Source organism: Bacillus rugosus, from assembly GCF_023238245.1.
Taxonomy (GTDB): domain Bacteria; phylum Bacillota; class Bacilli; order Bacillales; family Bacillaceae; genus Bacillus; species Bacillus rugosus.
Map to the genome: position 1 here is coordinate 1,475,563 of NZ_CP096590.1, position 20,655 is coordinate 1,496,217.

Consider the following 20,655-nt stretch of genomic DNA (forward strand, 5'->3'; position numbering starts at 1 on the left):
AAATAACTGACAATAAAGCTGCCTTTTAGGCAGCAATTTTGTTTTTATAAAAGAAATGAAGATGATTTACGTTCTCAATTAGAGAGGAGAATTCGATATGAATGAACAAGTTATCGTTAAACACGATCCGCATGAGCCATTAAAAACAGAGCAGAGAGAAAAAAACCTGGCACAGCATGCGGAGCTTATCGCTTCACTCGTGTCAGGCGCTCTAATTTTGGCAGGCTGGCTCTTATCCGGACATCAAGTATTATCAATAACACTTTACCTGCTGGCTTTTGTGATCGGCGGATTTGCTAAAGCAAAGGAAGGAATCGAAGAAACGCTTGAATCCAAAACGCTGAATGTAGAACTTTTAATGATTTTCGCTGCCATTGGTTCCGCCTTGATCGGATACTGGGCAGAGGGTGCTATTTTAATATTTATTTTTTCCTTAAGCGGAGCTTTAGAAACATACACGATGAATAAAAGCAGCAGAGATTTAACATCTTTAATGCAGCTTGAGCCTGAAGAAGCAACACTGATGGTCGGTGGCGAAACCAAAAGAGTTCCGGTTTCGGATTTGCAGGCCGGTGATATGATTGTGATCAAACCTGGAGAACGCGTAGCGGCAGACGGTATCATTGAATCGGGATCAACAAGCATTGATGAGTCAGCATTAACAGGTGAATCAATGCCTGTAGAAAAAAACACCGGCGACGCGGTATTTACGGGAACTGTGAATCGCAACGGCTCTTTGACCGTCCGTGTCACGAAAGCAAATGAAGATTCGTTATTCAGAAAAATTATCAAACTGGTTGAATCTGCGCAAAGCAGTGTTTCACCCGCACAGGCTTTCATCGAACGATTTGAAAATGCTTATGTAAAAGGTGTGCTGATCGCGGTAGGGCTCTTATTATTCGTGCCGCACTTTGCGCTGGGCTGGAGCTGGAGTGAAACCTTCTACCGCGCAATGGTGTTTATGGTTGTCGCTTCACCTTGTGCGCTTGTCGCCTCTATTATGCCGGCGGCGCTGTCCTTGATTTCAAATGGCGCCCGTAACGGTATGCTTGTGAAAGGAAGCGTCTTTCTTGAACAGCTGGGCTCTGTGCAAATGATCGCCTTTGATAAAACAGGCACTGTAACAAAAGGCCAGCCTGCCGTTGAGACTATCAAAATTGCAGAAGGATTCAGTGAAGTGGAAGTTCTTGAGGCCGTCTATGCCATCGAAACGCAATCAAGCCATCCGCTCGCTCAAGCGATAACAACGTACGCTGAAAGCCGCGGCATAAATCAGTCTGGCTACATATCTATAGAAGAAACATCAGGGTTTGGCGTTATGGCAGAAGTGTCGGGCGCGAAATGGAAGATCGGCAAAGCGGGTTTTATCGGCGAGGAAATGGCAGCACAATTTATAAAACAAACAGCACCAGATGTCAATCAAAGCGGACATACGATTGTATTTGTAAAAAAGGATGACCAAATAGCCGGCTGTATCGCACTGAAAGATCAAATCAGGCCCGAAACAAAAGAGGTCATGGAAGAATTGAACCGACTTGGGATTAAAACGGCCATGCTGACAGGAGATCATGAGGACACGGCTCAAGCGATAGCGAAGGAAGCCGGAATGACAACTGTTGCGGCAGAATGCCTGCCTGACCAAAAAGTGAATGAAATCAAACGGTTAAAAGAAGAATTCGGAACGATTGCAATGGTCGGTGACGGAATCAATGATGCGCCCGCACTTAAAGCGGCGGATGTCGGCATTGCAATGGGCGGCGGAACAGACGTCGCTCTTGAGACTGCTGATATGGTACTCATGAAAAACGATTTGAAAAAGCTCGTAAACATGTGCCGTTTGTCACGGAAAATGAACAGGATTATCAAACAAAATATCGTATTTTCTCTAGCTGTGATCTGCTTGCTGATTTGTGCAAACTTTTTGCAGGTGATGGAATTGCCATTTGGCGTGATCGGTCATGAGGGAAGTACGATCTTGGTGATCTTAAACGGGTTAAGACTTCTAAAATAAAATCAGCAGTCCAATTGGGCTGCTGGTTTTTTATGTATCAAGCTTTTCCTTCTTTTTTGTCTTTATCGGATCTTTTCGTAACCATGATGAGAGCAAGGATGCAAAATAGGCAACCTGCTGCACAGCCTATGATGGAGCTGTAATAATAAAAACCGACCATCTTCATGCCAATAAAAGGAGCGGAAATTCCCAAAACCGTTAAGAGCATAACTGCTTTTCGTCTGAAAAAATTCATCAGCAAAACGGAACAACTCCCTGTGCTTGAACTCTACTGTCAGTATACAGGAAGAGGGGCAGGAAATAAAATGGATCGAAAACGAAGGCGCCGCGAAAGGCAAACACCTCTAAAACCTGTTACAATAGAAGACAGAACAATGCATTGCAAATGGCAGGGAGGAACAAGAAATGAATAGAATACAACGCGTCTCTTCATGGTTGAAGGAAGCGGGGCATACTGCCGCATTTATTCATACGAAAGAGAATGTTTTTTACTTAACCGGTTTTTACACAGAGCCGCATGAAAGAGTAATGGGTTTATTTATTTTTCAAGAAGAGGAGCCTTTCTTTGTTTGTCCCGGGATGGAAGCAAACCAGGCCCGCAACGCAGGCTGGAATTATGAAATTATTGGTTATGCGGATCACCAAAATCCGTGGGAGCTGATAGAGAAAGCCTTGAAAAAGCGAAATATCAGCATACATACACTCGCGGTAGAAAAGGATTCGATCTCACTATCACGCGCAGAACAGCTGAAGCATTCAGTGGGCGGGGCTCAATTTGTTTCAGCAGAAGAAACACTCAATCAATTTCGCTTGATGAAAGACGACAATGAAATTCGTTTGCTGAAAGAGGCTGCAAAGCTTGCTGATTATGGTGTTGAAGTCGGCACAGCCGCTTTGCGTGAAGGCATCAGTGAAGTGGAAGTGCTCGCTCAAATCGAGTATGAGCTGAAGAAAAAAGGAATTCAGGGCATGTCTTTCTCCACAATGGTTTTGTTTGGAGAAAAATCAGGCCAGCCACATGGAAATCCGGGGACGGCCACGTTGAAGAAAGGTGATTTTGTTTTATTTGATCTCGGTGTGATTCTTGACGGCTACTGCTCTGATATTACAAGAACGTTTGCATATAAGACCATCAATACGAAGCAAGAGGAAATCTATGAGACCGTGCTTCAAGCGGAAAAAGCCGCGATTGAGGCAAGCAAACCCGGTGTCAGAATCGGAGATCTGGATTTAACTGCCCGCGGAATCATTGAAAAAGCAGGGTACGGAGATTATTTTCCTCACCGGCTGGGCCACGGACTCGGGATTTCTGTCCACGAGTACCCATCAATGAGCCAAGCAAACGATACTCTGCTACAGGAAGGCATGGTCTACACGATCGAACCGGGTATATATGTGCCTGAGATCGGCGGCGTGCGCATTGAGGATGACGTTCATGTCACAAAGGACGGAGCGGTTGCTCTGACTCAATATCCAAAGGAATTAATCATACTGTCGTAACAGGAAGTAAAAAAGGACTTTGTTCTCGACATCGTCCTTTTTTATCTGCATTAAATAAAAAAATCATCAAATGTTCGAAATGGTTTAATTTCATGTTTTTGGTTGAGAGGTTTTACTGCAAGACAGCTGCCGCCGAGAACAGTCAGACATAATCCAATTAAAATGAAGAAACCCATGTGATCTTCTCCTTTCAGCTCTAAAAACATAAAATATGTCTGGTCGTTCATATCATATTGTATGAAACGCATTCCAGATCAAGGGAATTTAGAAAGAAGGGAATCTATGGCTAATATTAAAGACATTGCAGAAAAAGCTGGTGTCTCCGTTACAACGGTTTCCCGCGTTATAAACAATCATCCTTACGTCAGTGAAGACAAAAGAAATAGAGTGCTTGAGGCAATGGAAGCATTGGCGTACACGAGAAATATCCACGCTGTCCATTTGTCGAAAGGATTTTCAAACATGATTGGTGTTGTCTTGCCGACGGTTAATCTGCCTTATTTTGCGGAGCTGATTGCAGGTATAGCCGACGCAGCCGCGGAATCCGGGATTCACCTCTCTTTATTCCAAACAAACTATGATGTTCAGAAAGAACTCTTTGCGTTGTCCCAATTAAAGCAGCGTCAGGTTGACGGGCTGATTTTTTGCTCAAAGGCGCTTGCTGATGAGAAACTCATGGAATGGGAAGGCCCGATATTGCTCTGCCAGAATTCAGACATCGGCCGTTTCCCAACCATCAGCATTCCTCACCAACAAGCATTCCGGTACGGATTGGACTATTTAATTGCCAAAGGGCACAAAAAAATAGCCATCTGTTTGGCTAGAAAAAAAGGCATGAACAGCCATTTTCGAATCAAAGCCTATAAAGAAGCATTGGAAGAGATCGGAGAGGCATTTCATGAAGACTGGGTGATCGAGAAAGCGATTACAATCAATGATGGAAAGGCACTTTTTCATAAGTGGAAAACGTGGAAGGAAAGGCCGACGGCTATTTTTGTTGCCAATGATCAAGTTTCAGCAGGGCTTTTACTAGAAGCAAAGGCCCAGCGGGTATCGGTACCGGATGAGCTTTCAATCCTAAGCGTTGATAACCATGAAATAAGCCAATCACTTGGTATCACAACAATCGATATTCAGACAAAGGAAATGGGAAAGCAGGCGTTTGCCATGCTGGAAAAAAGAATTCAGGGAAAGTCGATTGAAAGGAAAGTTCTGGATTACCGTCTCATCGAAAGATCGACTGTTTAGTGAAAGCGTTGAAAAAAGGTTTGACGCGCATTCCGTTCGTTATGTACGATATGAGGTATTGAATGACAAAGGAGCTGAGGATCGTGAATGGGTCCTTCACAGTGAAAAAGGTACTGAATAATAACGTCTTAATTGCTTCTCATCATAAATATAGCGAAGTCGTTTTAATCGGAAAAGGTATTGGTTTCGGGAAAAAACAAGATGATGTCATTGAAGATAAAGGCTACGATAAAATGTTCATTTTAAAGGACGAGAAGGAACAAAAGCAGTTTAAAAAGCTCCTTGACTATGTTGATGAAAAGCTCGTTGATATTTCAAACGATGTCATCTATCACATCAGCAATAGGACAAACCACCCATTAAATGAACATATTCACATTGCGCTGACAGACCATATCGCATTTGCGATCAAAAGGCAGCAGCAGGGCTTTGATATGAAAAATCCATTTTTAATGGAGACTCAGTCACTATATCCTGAAGAATATCAAATTGCCAAAGAAGTTATAGATATGATCAATGAAAAGGCGGGAATCTGCCTTCCGGAAGGTGAAATCGGTTTTATCGCCCTGCATATCCATTCAGCTCTGACAAACCGTCCGCTGTCCGAAGTCAATCAGCACTCGCAGCTGATGGCGCAGCTTGTCGAGGTGATTGAAGACTCGTTTCAAATGAAAGTAAACAAGGAAAGTGTCAACTATTTGCGGCTGATCCGGCATATCAGATTTACAATAGAAAGAATTAAAAAAGAAGAACCGACTAAAGAACCAGAAAAATTAATGTTGTTATTGAAAAATGAATATCCGCTATGCTACAATACAGCTTGGAAATTGATTAAAATCTTGCAGCAAACATTGAAGAAACCAGTTCATGAGGCGGAAGCGGTTTACCTGACGCTTCATCTGTACCGATTAACCAATAAAATTTCATAAATTCAGTTTATCCTTATAACGTGTTACTGATTCGATCAGGCATGAGTGATTGAGGGGAAAAAACGGGAAGTCCATTCTCGTTCTTTTGCGCACCCAATTTTGCTCATGCCCTTTTTGTTGTGTAAAAGGGCAAATGTAAACGGTTAAACTGGAAGACTTACGCCTGTGAATTCGTTGTCATGATTTTTAGCTGTAAGGTCAGACTAGTAAAAAGAGGAGGTCAATTCTTATGTTTAAAGCATTATTCGGCGTTCTTCAAAAAATTGGGCGTGCGCTTATGCTTCCAGTTGCAATCCTTCCGGCTGCGGGTATTTTGCTTGCGATCGGGAATGCGATGCAAAATAAGGACATGATTCAGGTCCTGCATTTCTTGAGCAATGACAATGTTCAGCTCGTAGCAGGTGTTATGGAAAGCGCTGGGCAGATTGTTTTTGATAACCTTCCGCTTCTATTCGCAGTAGGTGTAGCCATCGGGCTTGCCAACGGTGATGGAGTTGCAGGGATTGCAGCAATTATCGGTTATCTGGTGATGAACGTATCCATGAGTGCGGTTCTTCTTGCAAACGGAACCATTCCTTCCGATTCAATCGAAAGAGCCAAGTTTTTCACGGAAAACCATCCTGCATATGTAAACATGCTTGGTATACCTACCTTGGCGACAGGCGTGTTCGGCGGTATTATCGTCGGTGTGTTAGCTGCATTATTATTTAACAAATTTTACACAATTGAATTGCCGCAATATCTTGGTTTCTTTGCGGGTAAACGTTTCGTTCCAATTGTTACATCAATTTCTGCACTGATTCTGGGTCTTATTATGTTAGTGATCTGGCCTCCGATCCAGCATGGATTGAATGCCTTTTCAACAGGATTAGTGGAAGCGAATCCAACCCTTGCTGCATTTATCTTCGGGGTGATTGAACGTTCGCTTATCCCATTCGGTTTGCACCACATTTTCTACTCGCCGTTCTGGTATGAATTCTTCAGCTATAAGAGTGCAGCAGGGGAAATCATCCGCGGGGATCAGCGTATCTTTATGGCGCAGATTAAAGACGGCGTACAGTTAACAGCAGGTACGTTTATGACAGGTAAATATCCATTTATGATGTTCGGTCTGCCTGCTGCGGCACTTGCGATTTATCATGAAGCAAAACCGCAAAACAAAAAACTCGTTGCAGGTATTATGGGTTCAGCGGCCTTGACATCCTTCTTAACAGGGATCACAGAGCCATTGGAATTCTCATTCCTATTCGTTGCCCCTGTCTTGTTTGCGATTCACTGTGTGTTTGCGGGACTTTCATTCATGGTCATGCAGCTGTTGAATGTTAAGATTGGTATGACATTCTCCGGCGGTTTAATTGACTACTTTCTATTCGGTATTTTACCGAACCGGACGGCATGGTGGCTTGTCATCCCTGTCGGCTTAGGACTTGCGGTCATTTACTACTTCGGATTCCGATTTGCGATCCGCAAATTTAATCTGAAAACACCGGGACGCGAGGATGCTACGGAAGAAACAGCAGCATCTGGGAAAACTGGTGAAGCAGGAGATCTTCCATACGAGATCCTGCAGGCAATGGGTGACCAGGAAAACATCAAACACCTTGATGCATGTATCACTCGTCTTCGTGTGACTGTAAACGATCAGAAAAAGGTTGATAAAGACCGTCTGAAACAGCTCGGCGCATCCGGGGTGCTGGAAGTCGGCAACAACATTCAAGCTATTTTCGGACCGCGTTCTGACGGTTTAAAAACACAAATGCAAGACATCATTGCGGGACGCAAGCCAAGACCTGAACCGACAACATCTGCTCAAGAGGAAGTAGGTCAGCAGGTTGAGGAAGTCATTGCAGAACCGCTGCAAAATGAAATCGGCGAGGAAGTTTTCGTTTCTCCGATTGCCGGGGAAATTCACCCGATTACTGATGTTCCTGACCAAGTCTTCTCAGGAAAAATGATGGGTGACGGTTTTGCAATTCTCCCTTCTGAAGGTATTGTCGTATCACCGGTTCGAGGGAAAATTCTAAATGTGTTCCCGACGAAACATGCGATCGGCCTGCAATCCGACGGAGGAAGAGAAATTTTGATCCACTTTGGTATTGATACTGTCAGCCTGAAGGGCGAAGGATTTACGTCTTTCGTATCAGAAGGAGACCGCGTTGAGCCTGGACAAAAACTTCTTGAAGTTGATCTGGACGCAGTTAAACCGAATGTACCGTCTCTTATGACACCGATTGTATTTACGAACCTTGCTGAAGGAGAAACAGTCAGCATGAAAGCAAGCGGCTCAGTCAACAGAGAGCAAGAAGACATTGTGAAAATTGAAAAATAAAGGTGTTAGTACGCTGTGCTTGTCAGATGACAAGTACGGCTGTATGATATAATATTGTGAAGTAATATAGCTTTAAGTTAAAAGGAGAATGATAAAAATGGCACAAAAAACATTTAAAGTAACTGCAGATTCTGGAATCCACGCTCGTCCTGCGACAGTTCTAGTACAAACTGCAAGCAAATACGACGCTGACGTTAATTTAGAATATAACGGCAAAACAGTTAACCTTAAATCTATCATGGGTGTTATGTCTTTAGGTATCGCTAAAGGCGCTGAGATCACAATTTCTGCTACTGGCGCTGACGAAAACGATGCTCTTAACGCTTTAGAAGAAACAATGAAAAGCGAAGGACTCGGCGAGTAATGCAAGAATTAAAAGGGATTGGTGCTTCAGCCGGCATCGCAATTGCAAAAGCGTACCGGCTTGAAGAGCCAGATTTAACGGTTGAAAAGAAAAACATCTCTGATTCTGAAGCGGAAGTAAGCCGTTTTGATGAAGCGATTGCACGTTCAAAAGAAGAGCTCGAAAAAATCAAAGAGCACGCTTTGAAAGAACTGGGTCAGGATAAAGCTGATATTTTTTCTGCTCACCTTTTAGTTCTCAGTGATCCTGAGCTTCTGAACCCTGTGAAAGAAAAAATCAGCACTGATTCAGTGAATGCTGAATTCGCTTTAAAAGAAACGTCTTCTATGTTCGTTACTATGTTTGAATCCATGGACAACGAATATATGAAAGAGCGTGCGGCAGATATCCGCGACGTAACAAAACGCGTAACCGGGCATTTGCTTGGCGTCGAAATTCCAAACCCAAGCATGATCTCAGAAGAGGTTATTATTGTAGCTGAAGACTTAACACCATCTGATACAGCTCAATTAAACCGTGAGTTCGTAAAAGGATTCACAACTGATATCGGCGGACGCACATCTCACTCTGCCATCATGGCGCGTTCTCTTGAGATTCCTGCAGTTGTCGGTACGAAAGCGGCTACAGGCACGATCCAAAACGGCGTGACTGTTATCGTTGACGGTATCAATGGCGATGTCATTATCGATCCATCTGCGGAAACGGTAAAAGAGTATGAAGAAAAACATAATGCTTATTTGGCTCAAAAAGCTGAGTGGGCGAAGCTTGTCAATGAACCGACTGTCTCAAAAGACGGACATCATGTAGAGCTTGCAGCTAACATCGGTACTCCTGATGATGTGAAAGGCGTTCTTGAAAACGGCGGAGAAGCAGTTGGTCTGTACCGTACAGAATTCCTTTACATGGGAAGAGATCAGCTGCCTACAGAAGATGAGCAGTTTGATGCTTACAAAACGGTTCTTGAGCGTATGGAAGGAAAATCAGTTGTCGTGCGGACACTTGATATCGGCGGAGACAAAGAGCTTCCTTACCTGCAGCTTCCTAAAGAAATGAACCCGTTCTTGGGATACAGAGCGATTCGTCTTTGCCTTGAAGAGCAAGAAATCTTCAGAACACAGCTTCGCGCGCTGCTTCGTGCAAGTACATACGGAAACCTGAAAATCATGTTCCCTATGATTGCGACAGTTAACGAATTCAAAGAAGCAAAAGCGATCCTTCTTGAAGAGAAAGAAAAGCTTGTAAAAGCGGGACAGGCCGTATCTGATGATATTGAAGTCGGTATGATGGTTGAAATTCCGTCAACTGCAGTCATCGCTGATCAGTTTGCTAAAGAGGTTGATTTCTTCAGTATTGGAACAAACGATTTGATCCAATACACAATGGCAGCTGACCGTATGAATGAACGTGTATCTTATCTGTATCAGCCATACAACCCGGCAATCCTGCGCTTAATTACACTCGTAATTGAAGCGGCACACAAAGAAGGAAAATGGGTTGGCATGTGCGGAGAAATGGCAGGAGACGAGATTGCGATTCCGATCCTTCTCGGCTTAGGCTTAGATGAGTTCTCAATGAGCGCAACTTCTATCCTTCCGGCAAGAACACAAATCAGCAAATTGTCTAAACAAGAAGCTGAGTCATTCAAAGAGAAAATCTTGTCTATGAGCACGACAGAAGAAGTTGTCGCGTTCGTAAAAGAAACATTCAAGTAATGTACAGAAACCAGACGGCCTCCGGCCTGTCTGGTTTTTTTCATAACTAAGGGCATAGAAGGGCACAATAACATGGCTAGGAGGGATAGAATGTCAAACCAATTTAACGCAGGAGATACAGTTTACGTGATCTACAGAAATCCGCACGCCGCCAATGTTGCCCACATAAAAGAAGCTGAAATTGTACATCACCCGTACCATGAAGGTGAGCTTTCGTTGTTTATTTATGAAACCTATCATCCGTTTGCTGAGGACGATGCTGTGTTTGCAAGCTATGAAGAAGCTAAATCACTCTACAAAGAACTATTTGATATCGATCCGTATGAGTAACAAGGAAATCATTACAACTCATATCCTTTCCGCCTTATGAGAAAAGTAACGTTAGTAAAGGAAAAGGATGTGGCATTATGCAGAACCCATTTGTTCCGCAGCTTGTGTATATTGAACCGAGAGCGCTGGAATATCCGCTGGCCCAAGAATTACAAGATAAATTTGAGAAAATGGGCATTGAAATCAGAGAAACAACATCCCACAATCAAGTGCGTAATATTCCTGGAAAAAATCATCTTCAGCAATATCGCAACGCGAAGTCAACGTTAGTCATCGGTGTACGGAAAACATTAAAGTTTGATTCTTCCAAACCTTCGGCTGAATATGCCATTCCGTTTGCAACAGGCTGCATGGGGCATTGCCATTACTGCTATCTGCAAACAACCATGGGATCAAAGCCGTATATCAGAACTTATGTAAATGTCGAGGAGATTTTGGATCAGGCAGATCAGTATATGAAGGAGCGCGCACCAGAATTCACAAGGTTCGAAGCCTCATGTACATCAGATATTGTGGGAATCGATCATCTGACACACACGCTGAAGCGCGCCATTGAACATTTTGGACAAAGTGACCTTGGAAAGCTCAGATTTGTTACAAAATTCCATCATGTCGATCACCTATTAGATGCAAAGCATAACGGGAAAACGAGATTCAGATTCAGTATTAATGCCGACTATGTAATTAAGAACTTTGAGCCGGGAACCTCACCTCTTGATAAACGTATAGAAGCGGCAGTAAAAGTTGCAAAAGCAGGATACCCGCTAGGCTTTATTGTTGCTCCAATTTATATTCATGAAGGCTGGGAAGAAGGATACAGACATTTGTTTGAAAAGCTCGATGCTGCTTTGCCGCAGGATGTTAGACATGATATTACGTTTGAATTAATCCAGCACCGTTTTACAAAACCGGCCAAACGAGTGATAGAGAAGAATTATCCGAAGACGAAGCTCGAATTAGATGAAGAAAAACGTCGTTATAAATGGGGCCGTTACGGGATCGGAAAATATATTTATCAGAAAGATGAAGAGCATGTACTTCGGGAAACGCTTGAATCCTATATTGATTCTTATTTCCCTAACGCGAAAATCGAATATTTCACTTAAACGGGCTGTTGTGATGAACAGCTCGCTTTTTTATAAAAAGGATTTTTCCATTCCATCAAAACCCCGAAATTCACAGATTCTTTATCGTCTAAATAATTGCTGACAACACGAATTGGTGAACGGCCGCAATGGAGAAGAAAGGACAGCACAGGGTCTTTTTTCTTGCCCTCTATCACGTCTTCAACGTATTGAACAGCGCTGATCTCGTGTGAGTATTTATGATAAAAAGGAATTCGTCCGCCGCCGAGTAGGCGCTCCAGCCGCTTGTCAACAGTCAGCTCATACATCGTATTCATCAGCCATTTTCCAATTCCAAGCTTACGATAATGAGGAGAAACAGAAATATCCACTACATATAAAGTATTTCCGCGAGGATCATGATTTTTAATAAATCCGTTGTCTGTTGCCTGCGCCCATGTGTGGTCAGGAGATTCAGGCTCAAAATGTACAATAAGGGCAGTCATAGAACCGACAATTCTGCCATTGACCAGCGCGCATAAAGCGCCTTCCGGAAAGGTTTGGATATGGCTCTCAAGCTGTTCCTCTGACCATAGCAAGTCTTGGGGGAACGGAGGAGGGAAACATTCTCTTTGAAGAGAAATCAGCCCCTTTACGTCAGTCTCAGTATAGTTTCTTATGGTCAGAGACTCAAATTTTCTGCCGTTATGCACATATATTTGTTTGAGTATGGTCATCACCCTCCTTTTGTTGTTTTATTATAACGAAGATTGAATTTTCAGTAAATATATTCCGTTTTTCATATAATTTATTTTTTGATTATTCATTTTTCAAACGAAAAGGCCGATATAGAAATTAGGAGGGGATTGGTTTGTTTAAAAAACTTCACATGAAGATTGCTGTTTTTGTCTCAATCATGTTAATCGTCACAGTTGTTCTTTTAATGCTGTCTTCTTATTTGACGCTAAAACCGATGATTACAGAGGATGGGAAAAATACAACTCAAAACGTGACGCAGTCACTTGAACAAAATATTGAATTGCAATTAAAGAGTTATGCGATATCGTTATCAAGATTGGCTAATGGAGAATTAGCTCATACATTTGTAACGAAACCAAGTAAAGAAGCTTCTCGGCTGTTTAATGATGACATTAAACAAATCAAAGATAACGATAATTATGTTGCGATGGCTTACATAGGCACCGCAAAAAAAGAGATGTTTACATATCCGAAAGCCGATTTTGCTGATGATTATGACCCGACATTAAGACCATGGTATAAGCTTGCAGCTGAAACTCCGGATCAAGTCGTTTGGACGGAACCCTATAAAGATGTCGTGACAGGAGACATGATTGTCACTGCATCGAAAGCGGTACTTAACGGGCAGAAAGTGATAGGGGTTGCCAGCTACGACTTGAAACTCTCAGCTATCCAGAGCATGGTCAATAAGCAAAAGGTGCCTTACAATGGATTTGCCTTTTTAGCTGATGCGAGCGGCAATCTTTTAGCCCACCCGTCAAACCAAGGAAAAAATATATCAAAGGATCAAGCATTGAAAACCATTGCATCTGAGAAAAAAGGGATACAGGATGAAAATGGGAAAATGGTTGTGTACCAAACGATTGGTGAAACGGGCTGGAAAGTCGGAACACAATTTGATACTGATAAATTAATGTGGATTTCAGATAAAATGAACCGGGCGAACCTTTGGATATCACTGATCGCGCTTGTCGCAACGATTATTCTCAGCTATTTCCTGGCCAAAACGATAACCGGCCCGATACAGCAGCTGATCGCAAAAACGAAGGCAGTTTCCGCAGGCGATTTAACCGTTCATGCTGAATCAAAATCCAAGGATGAAGTCGGTATTCTAACAAGAGACTTTAATCAGATGGTTGAGAATATGAAGGAAATGGTTGAGCAAGTGAGACTCTCTTCAGGGAAAGTATCTGATACCTCTGAGCAATTAACGGCTGTCTCTGAGGAAACAAATGAAACAAGCGGACAAATTGCAAAAGCGATTGAAGAAGTAGCCGCTGGGGCATCAGAACAGGCTTCTGAAGTCGAGACCATTAACGAAAAATCAGAAAGCCTGTCAACTAAAATCAGACAAATCGCTGAGGAGGCAGGCGGGATTAAAGAACGCTCAAAATCGTCTGAGGACGCAAGCTATAAAGGACTTGACGCGCTCGGCCAGCTGCTGATGAAGTCAAACGAAGCCAACATGGAAACAAAAAAGGTTGAAACGATGCTGCTTGATCTGGAAAATCAAACAAAGAATATTGAAGAGGTCGTTACAGCCATTTCGAATATTTCTGACCAGACCAACTTGCTTGCCTTAAATGCCAGCATTGAGGCAGCCAGAGCCGGAGAAAGCGGACGCGGCTTTGCCGTCGTAGCCGATGAAGTGAGGAAGCTTGCTGAGCAATCAGCACTTTCTACAAAGCATATCAGCGAGACTGTGAAGCTTATCCAGCTTGAGACAAAAGAGGCCTCTCACGCAATGGTTGAGGCAAGCAGAATGAATGATGAACAAAACAGTGCCATTCATGAGACTGGAGAGGTATTAAACACGATAACGGCAGAAATGCAATCACTGGTACAAGGCATTGATCACATTTACGAAGAAATTCAAAGAATGAGTGATGAACAGCTCGCAATTTCTGAAGCGATTCAAAGCATATCAGCCATATCACAAGAATCGGCCGCTGCAGCAGAGGAAGTGAACGCATCAACCGATGAACAGCTGATCACCCTTGATAAAGTCAAACACTCAACGGAAACGTTAAAACATGCAAGCCAAGAGCTTATGAACACAATTGCAAAATTCACATTGTAATCCAAAAAATTCCCCCAAAACATGGTTTCTTTCAGGGGGTTTTTTTATATTAAGAGGTCTACTATATGAAGAATAGATATGGTAGTCTAGAAAATGAAGGTAAAATGATAAATTTTAACTAAAATCAAAACGAAACATCTGGGAGGAATGACCTTGAAAAAAACAATTGGTTTTATCGGTCTTGGAGTGATGGGAAAGAGCATGGCATCACATATTCTCGATGACGGCCATCCTGTATTGGTGTACACCCGGACAAAAGAAAAAGCAGACAGCATACTGCAAAAAGGCGCGGTATGGAAAGAAACGGTCAAAGATCTTTCAAAAGAAGCGGACGTTATCATTACAATGGTCGGCTATCCCAGTGATGTTGAAGAAGTGTATTTCGGAAGCAACGGAATTATTGAAAATGCAAAAGAAGGCACATATCTCATTGATATGACGACATCTAAACCTTCGCTTGCGAAGAAGATTGCTGAAGCGGCCAAAGAAAAAGCATTGTTCTCTTTAGATGCCCCTGTCTCCGGCGGAGATATCGGTGCACAAAACGGAACACTCGCGATTATGGTCGGTGGAGAAAAAGAAGCATTTGAAGCCTGCTTGCCGATTTTCTCTTTAATGGGAGAAAACATTCAGTATCAAGGACCGGCTGGAAGCGGCCAGCATACAAAGATGTGTAATCAGATTGCAATCGCAGCTGGTATGATCGGCGTTGCTGAAGCGATGGCATATGCTCAAAAATCAGGCCTGAAGCCGGAAAATGTCCTGAAAAGCATCACAACTGGCGCAGCAGGTAGCTGGTCATTGTCAAATCTTGCACCCCGTATGCTGCAAGGCAACTTTGAACCAGGTTTTTATGTAAAACATTTTATTAAAGATATGGGAATTGCGCTTGAGGAAGCGGAATTAATGGGGGAAGAGATGCCAGGCTTGTCGCTTGCAAAATCCTTATATGACAAGCTCGCTGCACAAGGCGAAGAAAACAGCGGAACACAGAGTATATATAAGCTTTGGGTAAAATAAAAAAGATTGCCTGTAACATACAGTTATTCCTTTAGGCTTTCAAGAAAACCTCGACAGCCTTTCTCATTCTCTGAGAGGGATTTATCCTTCTCTTTATTAATTCAATCGTGCTTTTACCCTTTTAAAAACTCGGACAGTTTACAATACTGTTGCAACTGATCCGCATTTATTATATTTTTGCTTTTCCAAAAAGCACCCTTCTTTCGATCATGCGCCTTTTGTTGTTGGAAAAATGAACGCCTTCCGCACACATTTTTTTCATTTGACAAAATTGAGCTAGTATTTTACAGTTACCTTAACAAAAAACGGAAGGATGAAAATAAGAACATGATTTATTAATCCTAACTTTAAGAAAGAATCAATAGCTTAACTTATACATTCAGCTTCTGAATGCTTATTTGTTTTGTTTATTGGTTGAATTTCTGAGATAGGATTATGTGTAATGTTCTTTATTTATACTGACTAAAGTGGCTTTTAAGTCAAGTCTACTTAGGTATGAACTATGCATTGCCTCCTATCTCAGAAAATGAGAATAGGAGGTTTTTTTGTAGATCTTTTTTAGGGGGGGAATTTATATGAAATTTGAACAGCAAGAAATAAATATTCTACATGATGATTCAGGTCCATATGGGATAGCAGTTTCACTCGAAGGAAAGGTATGGTTTACTCAGCATAAAGCAAACAAGATTAGTTGTATTGATAAGAAGGGACAAGTTCAAGAGTATACTGTTCCGACACCAGATGCTAGAGTCATGTGTTTAACGGTGTCTTCAAAAGGAGATATTTGGTTTACTGAAAATGGAGCTAATAAGATAGGGAAATTAACAACAAAAGGGCAATTTATAGAATATCCTTTGCCGCATCCAAATTCAGCCCCATATGGAATTACGGAAGGTCCAAACGGCGATATCTGGTTTACTGAGATGAATGGAAATCGAATAGGTAAATTGACGGCAGAGGGCAAGATCCATGAATACGAACTACCTAATCAAGAATCATACCCTTCTTTTATTACATTGGGTTCAGATCAGTCACTTTGGTTCACTGAAAACCAGAACAATGCTATTGGCAAAATAACTGAATCAGGACAGTTAACGGAATTTCCAATTTCGACACCAGCAGCAGGACCAGTAGGGATTACAAAGGGGCATGATGATGCACTTTGGTTTGTAGAAATAATGGGTAATAAGATAGGTAAGATTACAGTTTCAGGTGAAATAACTGAATATGATATCCCTACACCAAATGCACGTCCCCACGCTATCGTGGCAGGAGTGAAATCTGATTTATGGTTTACCGAGTGGGGAGCAAATCAAATCGGAAGGCTGGCAAGTGATCAAACAATTGAAGAATATACAATCAACACACCTAATGCTGAACCTCATGGAATTGGATGTGATAATGATGGAACAGTGTGGTTTGCATTAGAATGTAACAAAATAGGAAAACTACATTTAATAAAATAATGCAAAAGGGCACCCTTTGCTCCTCAGGCTGTCGAGAAAACCTCGGCAGCTTTTATTTTACCTGTAATAAAATAAAAGAAAGACTAAAAGGAAGGTGTCATACTTTGTTCCACACAAGAAACTCAGTATGAAGCCTAATTTGTTCTGGCTTGTCCAAAATCTGACCGAAATACCCATCGTTCAACCCGGCATGTATAATCGTTTGTCTGTTTCAGGGAAAATCCCTGAAAAAAAGAAAAATTGAGCGAAGCATTGCAGATTCAAAGTGTAGTGCAGATTGAGGGAAAACGCGAATAAGTTCTCCGGACAGCCGCGTGCCAAAGTATGCATACTTAGCCGGTGCGGGAGCTTTTTTCTGTTTCTAGAAACAGATGAATGGGTGTATGCAAATATATAAAACAAAAAAGCTTGCAGAAAAAACATGGTTTTCTCTACAAGCTGAAGGTTATCGTACAGGATCTTTATATATTATTTTCCGATGAATTGCTGTGTCCAGATGCTTCCAGACTCAACGTAGCCTACACCGATGTGAGTAAAGTTAGGGTTTAGAATGTTTTTTCTGTGTCCTTCACTGTTCATCCAAGCTTTTACTACTTCTTCTGGTGTCTTTTGGCCTTTAGCGATGTTTTCACCCGCTGTTTTGTAGCTGATTCCAAAAGATTTCATCATGTCAAACGGTGAGCCGTAAGTTGGGCTTTGGTGATCAAAGTAGTTCTTGTCTTTCATATCCTGAGATTTTGCACGTGCAGATTTGCTTAACGTTTCATCAATTTGAAGCGGTTTTAAGCCTTGTTTTTGTCTTTCTGCATTTGTAAGCTCAACAACTTTTTTCTCATATGCACTTACAGATGAAGGCGCAGATGTTGTTGTGTTTGTTTTTTCAGCAGCTGCAGGTGCTTTAGAAGCAGTGTTTTGTTGCGTAGCTGCTTTTTCTGTAGTTTTTTGTGCAGGTTTTGCAGTTTCTTTCTTTTGAACATCCTGAATGTTCATGTTAGATTGCTTCGCATGTTTTTTAAGAAGCTGCTTGATCTCTTTTTCGTTAGCAGCGTTTAATGTTTTGATATTTGTGTTAATATGCAGCTTTTTCACTACATCGTTAAGAGACATGTTTTGCACTGTGTTCCCCGTTTTTACCGTTACCACATGCTGGCAGGAGAGTTCTTTCGCTGATGCTTGCTGTACGCCCCCGAATGTGAATAATCCAACCGCAGCGGCAGCAGATAAAATAAATGCTTTCTTCATTAGTTCATAACCTCCTAGAGTTGTTTGTTTCTACAAAAAAATCATAACATAGCTTTTTTGTCATAAAGTATCCATGACTTTCCTTTGACAAAGAGAGATTGTCATTTTCGTAACCAATATGCGCTAAACCGCTGAGATGAAGGGAATTACCTGCATTTCATGATATTATTGTACAGTTACATTGCTTCCTTTTATTTGAATCGTTAGTTATATTTTAATGTGTTTTTATATTGACAGCTTTTTTTATCCTTTTTTGCTGTAACAACTGTTACAAAGGTGTTACAATTAATCTCAGTATATGTAAATATATTGAATGATTTGAGAGGGGTAACCAGAAGTGACTGAAATAGGACGTGAACCAAAGAAAAAAAGCAAAGGAAACAGGGCAATCAGAATGAACCTTTTTTTCCTTGCTGTCTTTGTTCTATTCACTGCATTAATCTTCAAGCTTGGCGTTGTTCAAATTGTTGAAGGCGAACAGCATGAAGAAGACGCTGAGAAAGCAAATGCAAAAACAGCGTACTATCCGGCGCCTCGAGGGAAGATGTACGATAGAAACCAGAAAGTGGCTGTCGATAACCAGAGCGTGCCTGAAATTGTGTATGTTTCAACATCGAGCACAAAAACAGAAGACAAAATCAAAACAGCGAAGCGGCTTGCTGCTTTCATTCATATTGATACCGAATTTTTGAAGGAAAGAGATTTGCGTGATTATTGGATCGCATCTCATCCGAAAAAAGCTGCCGCTCTGCTTAAGGAATCTGAAAGCAATCTAAAAGGGGCCCAGGCTTACAAGCTTCAAATTGAACGTGTTCCGGATCAAGAATTGAAGGCGATTCAGCGAGACGACGAAGAAATGGAAATTGCTGCGATATATACAAGGTTTTCAAGCGGAAATGCTTACGAACCTCAAATCGTAAAGGCGATGAATCCAAATGAAAGCAACAGCAATGGAAAAAACGGAACGCTGCTTGATGAGAAGAAAAGCTCCAAGCAACGGCCAAAAAATGACTTAACATATGATGAAATTTCGATCGTATCTGAGCATTTAGAAGAGCTTCCGGGAATCGACATCGTAAACGATTGGACAAGAAAATATCCTTATGACAAAACCCTTTATTCCGTTTTTGGCGGTGTCACGACACCTGATCAAGGCCTGCTGAGCGACCGTAAAGATTTCTACTTAACAAGAGGCTATGCGAATAATGACAGAGTGGGGAAAAGTTATATAGAGTATCAATATGAAGACTACTTAAATTCGCATAAAGAAAAAGTGCAATACGTAGAAGACAATAAAGGTAATGTCGTCAGACAAAAAACGATTGATAAAGGCAGCAGGGGATACGATCTTCAGCTTTCTTTCGACATGGAGCTTCAGGCAGAAGTAGAAAAGATCATTGAAGAGGAAGTGAGAAACAGCCGTGCACGCGGAAACTATATGCTTGACAGAGCCTTTGCCGTAATGATGGACCCGAATAACGGCGATATTTTGTCGATGGCAGGAAAAAAGATAGATTTAGGAACAAACAAAATTCAAGATTATGCGATAGGTGCTTTTACAACACAATACGAAATGGGATCCGCAGTAAAGGGTGCCACCGTACTTGCCGGCTATCAGGACGGGATTCCGCATTATAAATATTTTGTTGATACACCTTTGTATTTTGCAGGTAATAACAAACCAAAGAAATCCTATATGAACATGGGAACCATCAATGAATTAACCGCTTTGCAAAAAAGTTCAAACGTATATATGTTTAATGTCGCCATGCACATTGCCGGTGTAACATACAAGCCGCATGGACCTCTTCCTGCTGATCAGAAGGATTTAAATAAAATGAGAAATTACTACAGCCAATTTGGCTTGGGCGTAAAGACAGGTATTGATCTGCCGCAGGAATCAGCCGGCATGCAAACCACACCTGAAACTGTAGGGGGATTAATTTTAGACTTGGCAATCGGTCAATACGATACATACACACCACTTCAAATGGCCCAGTACATCTCAGTAATCGCCAATGGAGGCTATCGTGTTCAGCCTAGAATCGTCACAAGTATTCATGAGCCAGGCAAAAAAGACCAGCTTGGCAAGGCGATTGAACATAGAAAAGCTAAAGTACTAAATAAGATCAACAATTCAGAGAGTGATTTGAGGCAAGTGCAAACAGGTATGAAATTAGTCACTTCTTCAGGGACAGCTAAAAATACGTTTACAGAAGACGTATCAGGGAAAACGGGAACAGCCGAAACATTTTACTACGGCACGAACCGTAATTGGTGGGGAAATAGCACGTATAATCTGACATTTGTCGGCTATTATCCGTCTAAAAATCCAAAAGTGGCATTTAGTGTCGTTGTACCTTCTGTAGCGAACGACCACGATCCGATCAACAAACTTATTGCCAAAAGAGCTATTCACGCTTATGCAGAGCTCGAAAAGAAACACAGTAAAAAATAAAAAACAGGGTGCTCAACTGAAGGGTTGTGTGCCCTTTCTTTTATTCAAAAATTGACGTTCACCATAAGAATAGAAGGAGAATACTCATTTTCTAGCGAATCATACTAGGTAAAAGTCAATCTGTATATATCGAAACACGATGA

General features: G+C 41.8%; 16 protein-coding genes. 13 read left to right on the top strand and 3 right to left on the bottom strand.

Annotation, left to right across the window (positions count from 1 at the left end; translation table 11 throughout):
• The first annotated feature begins 97 nt into the window (after positions 1 to 97).
• Positions 98 to 2,011 (top strand): metal-transporting ATPase PfeT, encoded by a 1,914-nt coding sequence (gene pfeT, locus M0696_RS07585; protein WP_222142728.1) that lies wholly within the window; start codon positions 98 to 100, stop codon positions 2,009 to 2,011.
• A 37-nt stretch (positions 2,012 to 2,048) separates the two neighbouring features.
• On the opposite strand, the gene M0696_RS07590 is transcribed toward pfeT, so the two are convergent.
• The gene (locus tag M0696_RS07590; protein ID WP_222142729.1) at positions 2,049 to 2,252 is read right to left on the bottom strand and encodes a hypothetical protein; all 204 of its coding nucleotides are present in this window, start codon (positions 2,250 to 2,252) and stop codon (positions 2,049 to 2,051) included.
• Positions 2,253 to 2,416: 164 nt separating this feature from the next.
• On the opposite strand from M0696_RS07590, the gene papB reads away from it, so the two are divergent.
• From papB to splB, 8 genes are all read left to right on the top strand, one after another.
• Complete coding sequence (gene papB, locus M0696_RS07595) at positions 2,417 to 3,511, top strand: di/tri-peptidase (protein WP_222142730.1); 1,095 nt, start codon at positions 2,417 to 2,419, stop codon at positions 3,509 to 3,511.
• A 282-nt stretch (positions 3,512 to 3,793) separates the two neighbouring features.
• Positions 3,794 to 4,759 carry a LacI family DNA-binding transcriptional regulator gene (locus tag M0696_RS07600; RefSeq protein ID WP_166853324.1) on the top strand — a complete coding sequence of 322 codons (966 nt, stop codon included), beginning with the start codon at positions 3,794 to 3,796 and terminating at the stop codon, positions 4,757 to 4,759.
• Between the two features lie 62 nt (positions 4,760 to 4,821).
• Positions 4,822 to 5,688, top strand: coding sequence for a glucose PTS transporter transcription antiterminator GlcT (gene glcT, locus M0696_RS07605; RefSeq protein WP_222142731.1), 867 nt, complete (start codon positions 4,822 to 4,824; stop codon positions 5,686 to 5,688).
• Positions 5,689 to 5,917: 229 nt separating this feature from the next.
• Entirely contained in the window at positions 5,918 to 8,017 is a 2,100-nt protein-coding gene (ptsG, locus tag M0696_RS07610) for a PTS glucose transporter subunit IIABC (RefSeq protein WP_166853320.1), read from the top strand.
• A 97-nt stretch (positions 8,018 to 8,114) separates the two neighbouring features.
• Positions 8,115 to 8,381 carry a phosphocarrier protein HPr gene (locus M0696_RS07615; protein WP_003218637.1) on the top strand — a complete coding sequence of 89 codons (267 nt, stop codon included), beginning with the start codon at positions 8,115 to 8,117 and terminating at the stop codon, positions 8,379 to 8,381.
• The gene (ptsP, locus tag M0696_RS07620; protein WP_003218638.1) at positions 8,381 to 10,093 is read left to right on the top strand and encodes a phosphoenolpyruvate--protein phosphotransferase; all 1,713 of its coding nucleotides are present in this window, start codon (positions 8,381 to 8,383) and stop codon (positions 10,091 to 10,093) included. The genes M0696_RS07615 and ptsP overlap by 1 nt, the downstream gene beginning before the upstream one ends.
• A 90-nt stretch (positions 10,094 to 10,183) precedes the next feature.
• Positions 10,184 to 10,423, top strand: a complete 240-nt coding sequence (gene splA, locus M0696_RS07625; RefSeq protein WP_003218644.1) for a splAB operon transcriptional regulator SplA — start codon at positions 10,184 to 10,186, stop codon at positions 10,421 to 10,423.
• A 77-nt stretch (positions 10,424 to 10,500) separates the two neighbouring features.
• Positions 10,501 to 11,529, top strand: coding sequence for a spore photoproduct lyase (gene splB, locus M0696_RS07630; RefSeq protein ID WP_166853316.1), 1,029 nt, complete (start codon positions 10,501 to 10,503; stop codon positions 11,527 to 11,529).
• Here splB and M0696_RS07635 read toward each other — a convergent pair.
• Entirely contained in the window at positions 11,526 to 12,224 is a 699-nt protein-coding gene (locus M0696_RS07635; protein WP_222142732.1) for a GNAT family N-acetyltransferase, read from the bottom strand. The two genes, splB and M0696_RS07635, sit on opposite strands and share 4 nt — an antisense overlap.
• Positions 12,225 to 12,358: 134 nt before the next feature.
• On the opposite strand from M0696_RS07635, the gene mcpC reads away from it, so the two are divergent.
• From mcpC to M0696_RS07650, 3 genes are all read left to right on the top strand, one after another.
• Positions 12,359 to 14,326 carry a methyl-accepting chemotaxis protein McpC gene (gene mcpC / locus M0696_RS07640; RefSeq protein ID WP_222142733.1) on the top strand — a complete coding sequence of 656 codons (1,968 nt, stop codon included), beginning with the start codon at positions 12,359 to 12,361 and terminating at the stop codon, positions 14,324 to 14,326.
• 153 nt (positions 14,327 to 14,479) lie between these two features.
• Positions 14,480 to 15,346, top strand: a complete 867-nt coding sequence (locus M0696_RS07645; RefSeq protein WP_222142734.1) for an NAD(P)-dependent oxidoreductase — start codon at positions 14,480 to 14,482, stop codon at positions 15,344 to 15,346.
• 575 nt (positions 15,347 to 15,921) lie between these two features.
• Complete coding sequence (locus M0696_RS07650) at positions 15,922 to 16,812, top strand: Vgb family protein (protein WP_222142735.1); 891 nt, start codon at positions 15,922 to 15,924, stop codon at positions 16,810 to 16,812.
• A 468-nt stretch (positions 16,813 to 17,280) separates the two neighbouring features.
• Here the strand turns inward: M0696_RS07650 and M0696_RS07655 are convergent, their stop codons facing one another.
• Positions 17,281 to 18,054, bottom strand: a complete 774-nt coding sequence (locus M0696_RS07655; RefSeq protein WP_222142736.1) for a CAP domain-containing protein — start codon at positions 18,052 to 18,054, stop codon at positions 17,281 to 17,283.
• Positions 18,055 to 18,391: 337 nt separating this feature from the next.
• Between M0696_RS07655 and M0696_RS07660 the strand changes: the two genes are divergently transcribed.
• Entirely contained in the window at positions 18,392 to 20,512 is a 2,121-nt protein-coding gene (locus tag M0696_RS07660; RefSeq protein WP_248602669.1) for a peptidoglycan D,D-transpeptidase FtsI family protein, read from the top strand.
• Positions 20,513 to 20,655 lie beyond the last annotated feature (143 nt).

Excerpts from the sequence above, each read along its gene's own strand:
- ptsG (WP_166853320.1), top strand. The coding sequence starts at position 5,918 with ATGTTTAAAGCATTATTCGGCGTTCTTCAAAAAATTGGGCGTGCGCTT.
- pfeT (WP_222142728.1), top strand. The coding sequence starts at position 98 with ATGAATGAACAAGTTATCGTTAAACACGATCCGCATGAGCCATTAAAA.
- M0696_RS07600 (WP_166853324.1), top strand. The coding sequence starts at position 3,794 with ATGGCTAATATTAAAGACATTGCAGAAAAAGCTGGTGTCTCCGTTACA.
- glcT (WP_222142731.1), top strand. The coding sequence starts at position 4,822 with ATGACAAAGGAGCTGAGGATCGTGAATGGGTCCTTCACAGTGAAAAAG.
- M0696_RS07655 (WP_222142736.1), bottom strand. The coding sequence starts at position 18,054 with ATGAAGAAAGCATTTATTTTATCTGCTGCCGCTGCGGTTGGATTATTC.
- splB (WP_166853316.1), top strand. The coding sequence starts at position 10,501 with ATGCAGAACCCATTTGTTCCGCAGCTTGTGTATATTGAACCGAGAGCG.
- M0696_RS07615 (WP_003218637.1), top strand. The coding sequence starts at position 8,115 with ATGGCACAAAAAACATTTAAAGTAACTGCAGATTCTGGAATCCACGCT.
- ptsP (WP_003218638.1), top strand. The coding sequence starts at position 8,381 with ATGCAAGAATTAAAAGGGATTGGTGCTTCAGCCGGCATCGCAATTGCA.
- splA (WP_003218644.1), top strand. The coding sequence starts at position 10,184 with ATGTCAAACCAATTTAACGCAGGAGATACAGTTTACGTGATCTACAGA.
- papB (WP_222142730.1), top strand. The coding sequence starts at position 2,417 with ATGAATAGAATACAACGCGTCTCTTCATGGTTGAAGGAAGCGGGGCAT.
- M0696_RS07650 (WP_222142735.1), top strand. The coding sequence starts at position 15,922 with ATGAAATTTGAACAGCAAGAAATAAATATTCTACATGATGATTCAGGT.
- M0696_RS07635 (WP_222142732.1), bottom strand. The coding sequence starts at position 12,224 with ATGACCATACTCAAACAAATATATGTGCATAACGGCAGAAAATTTGAG.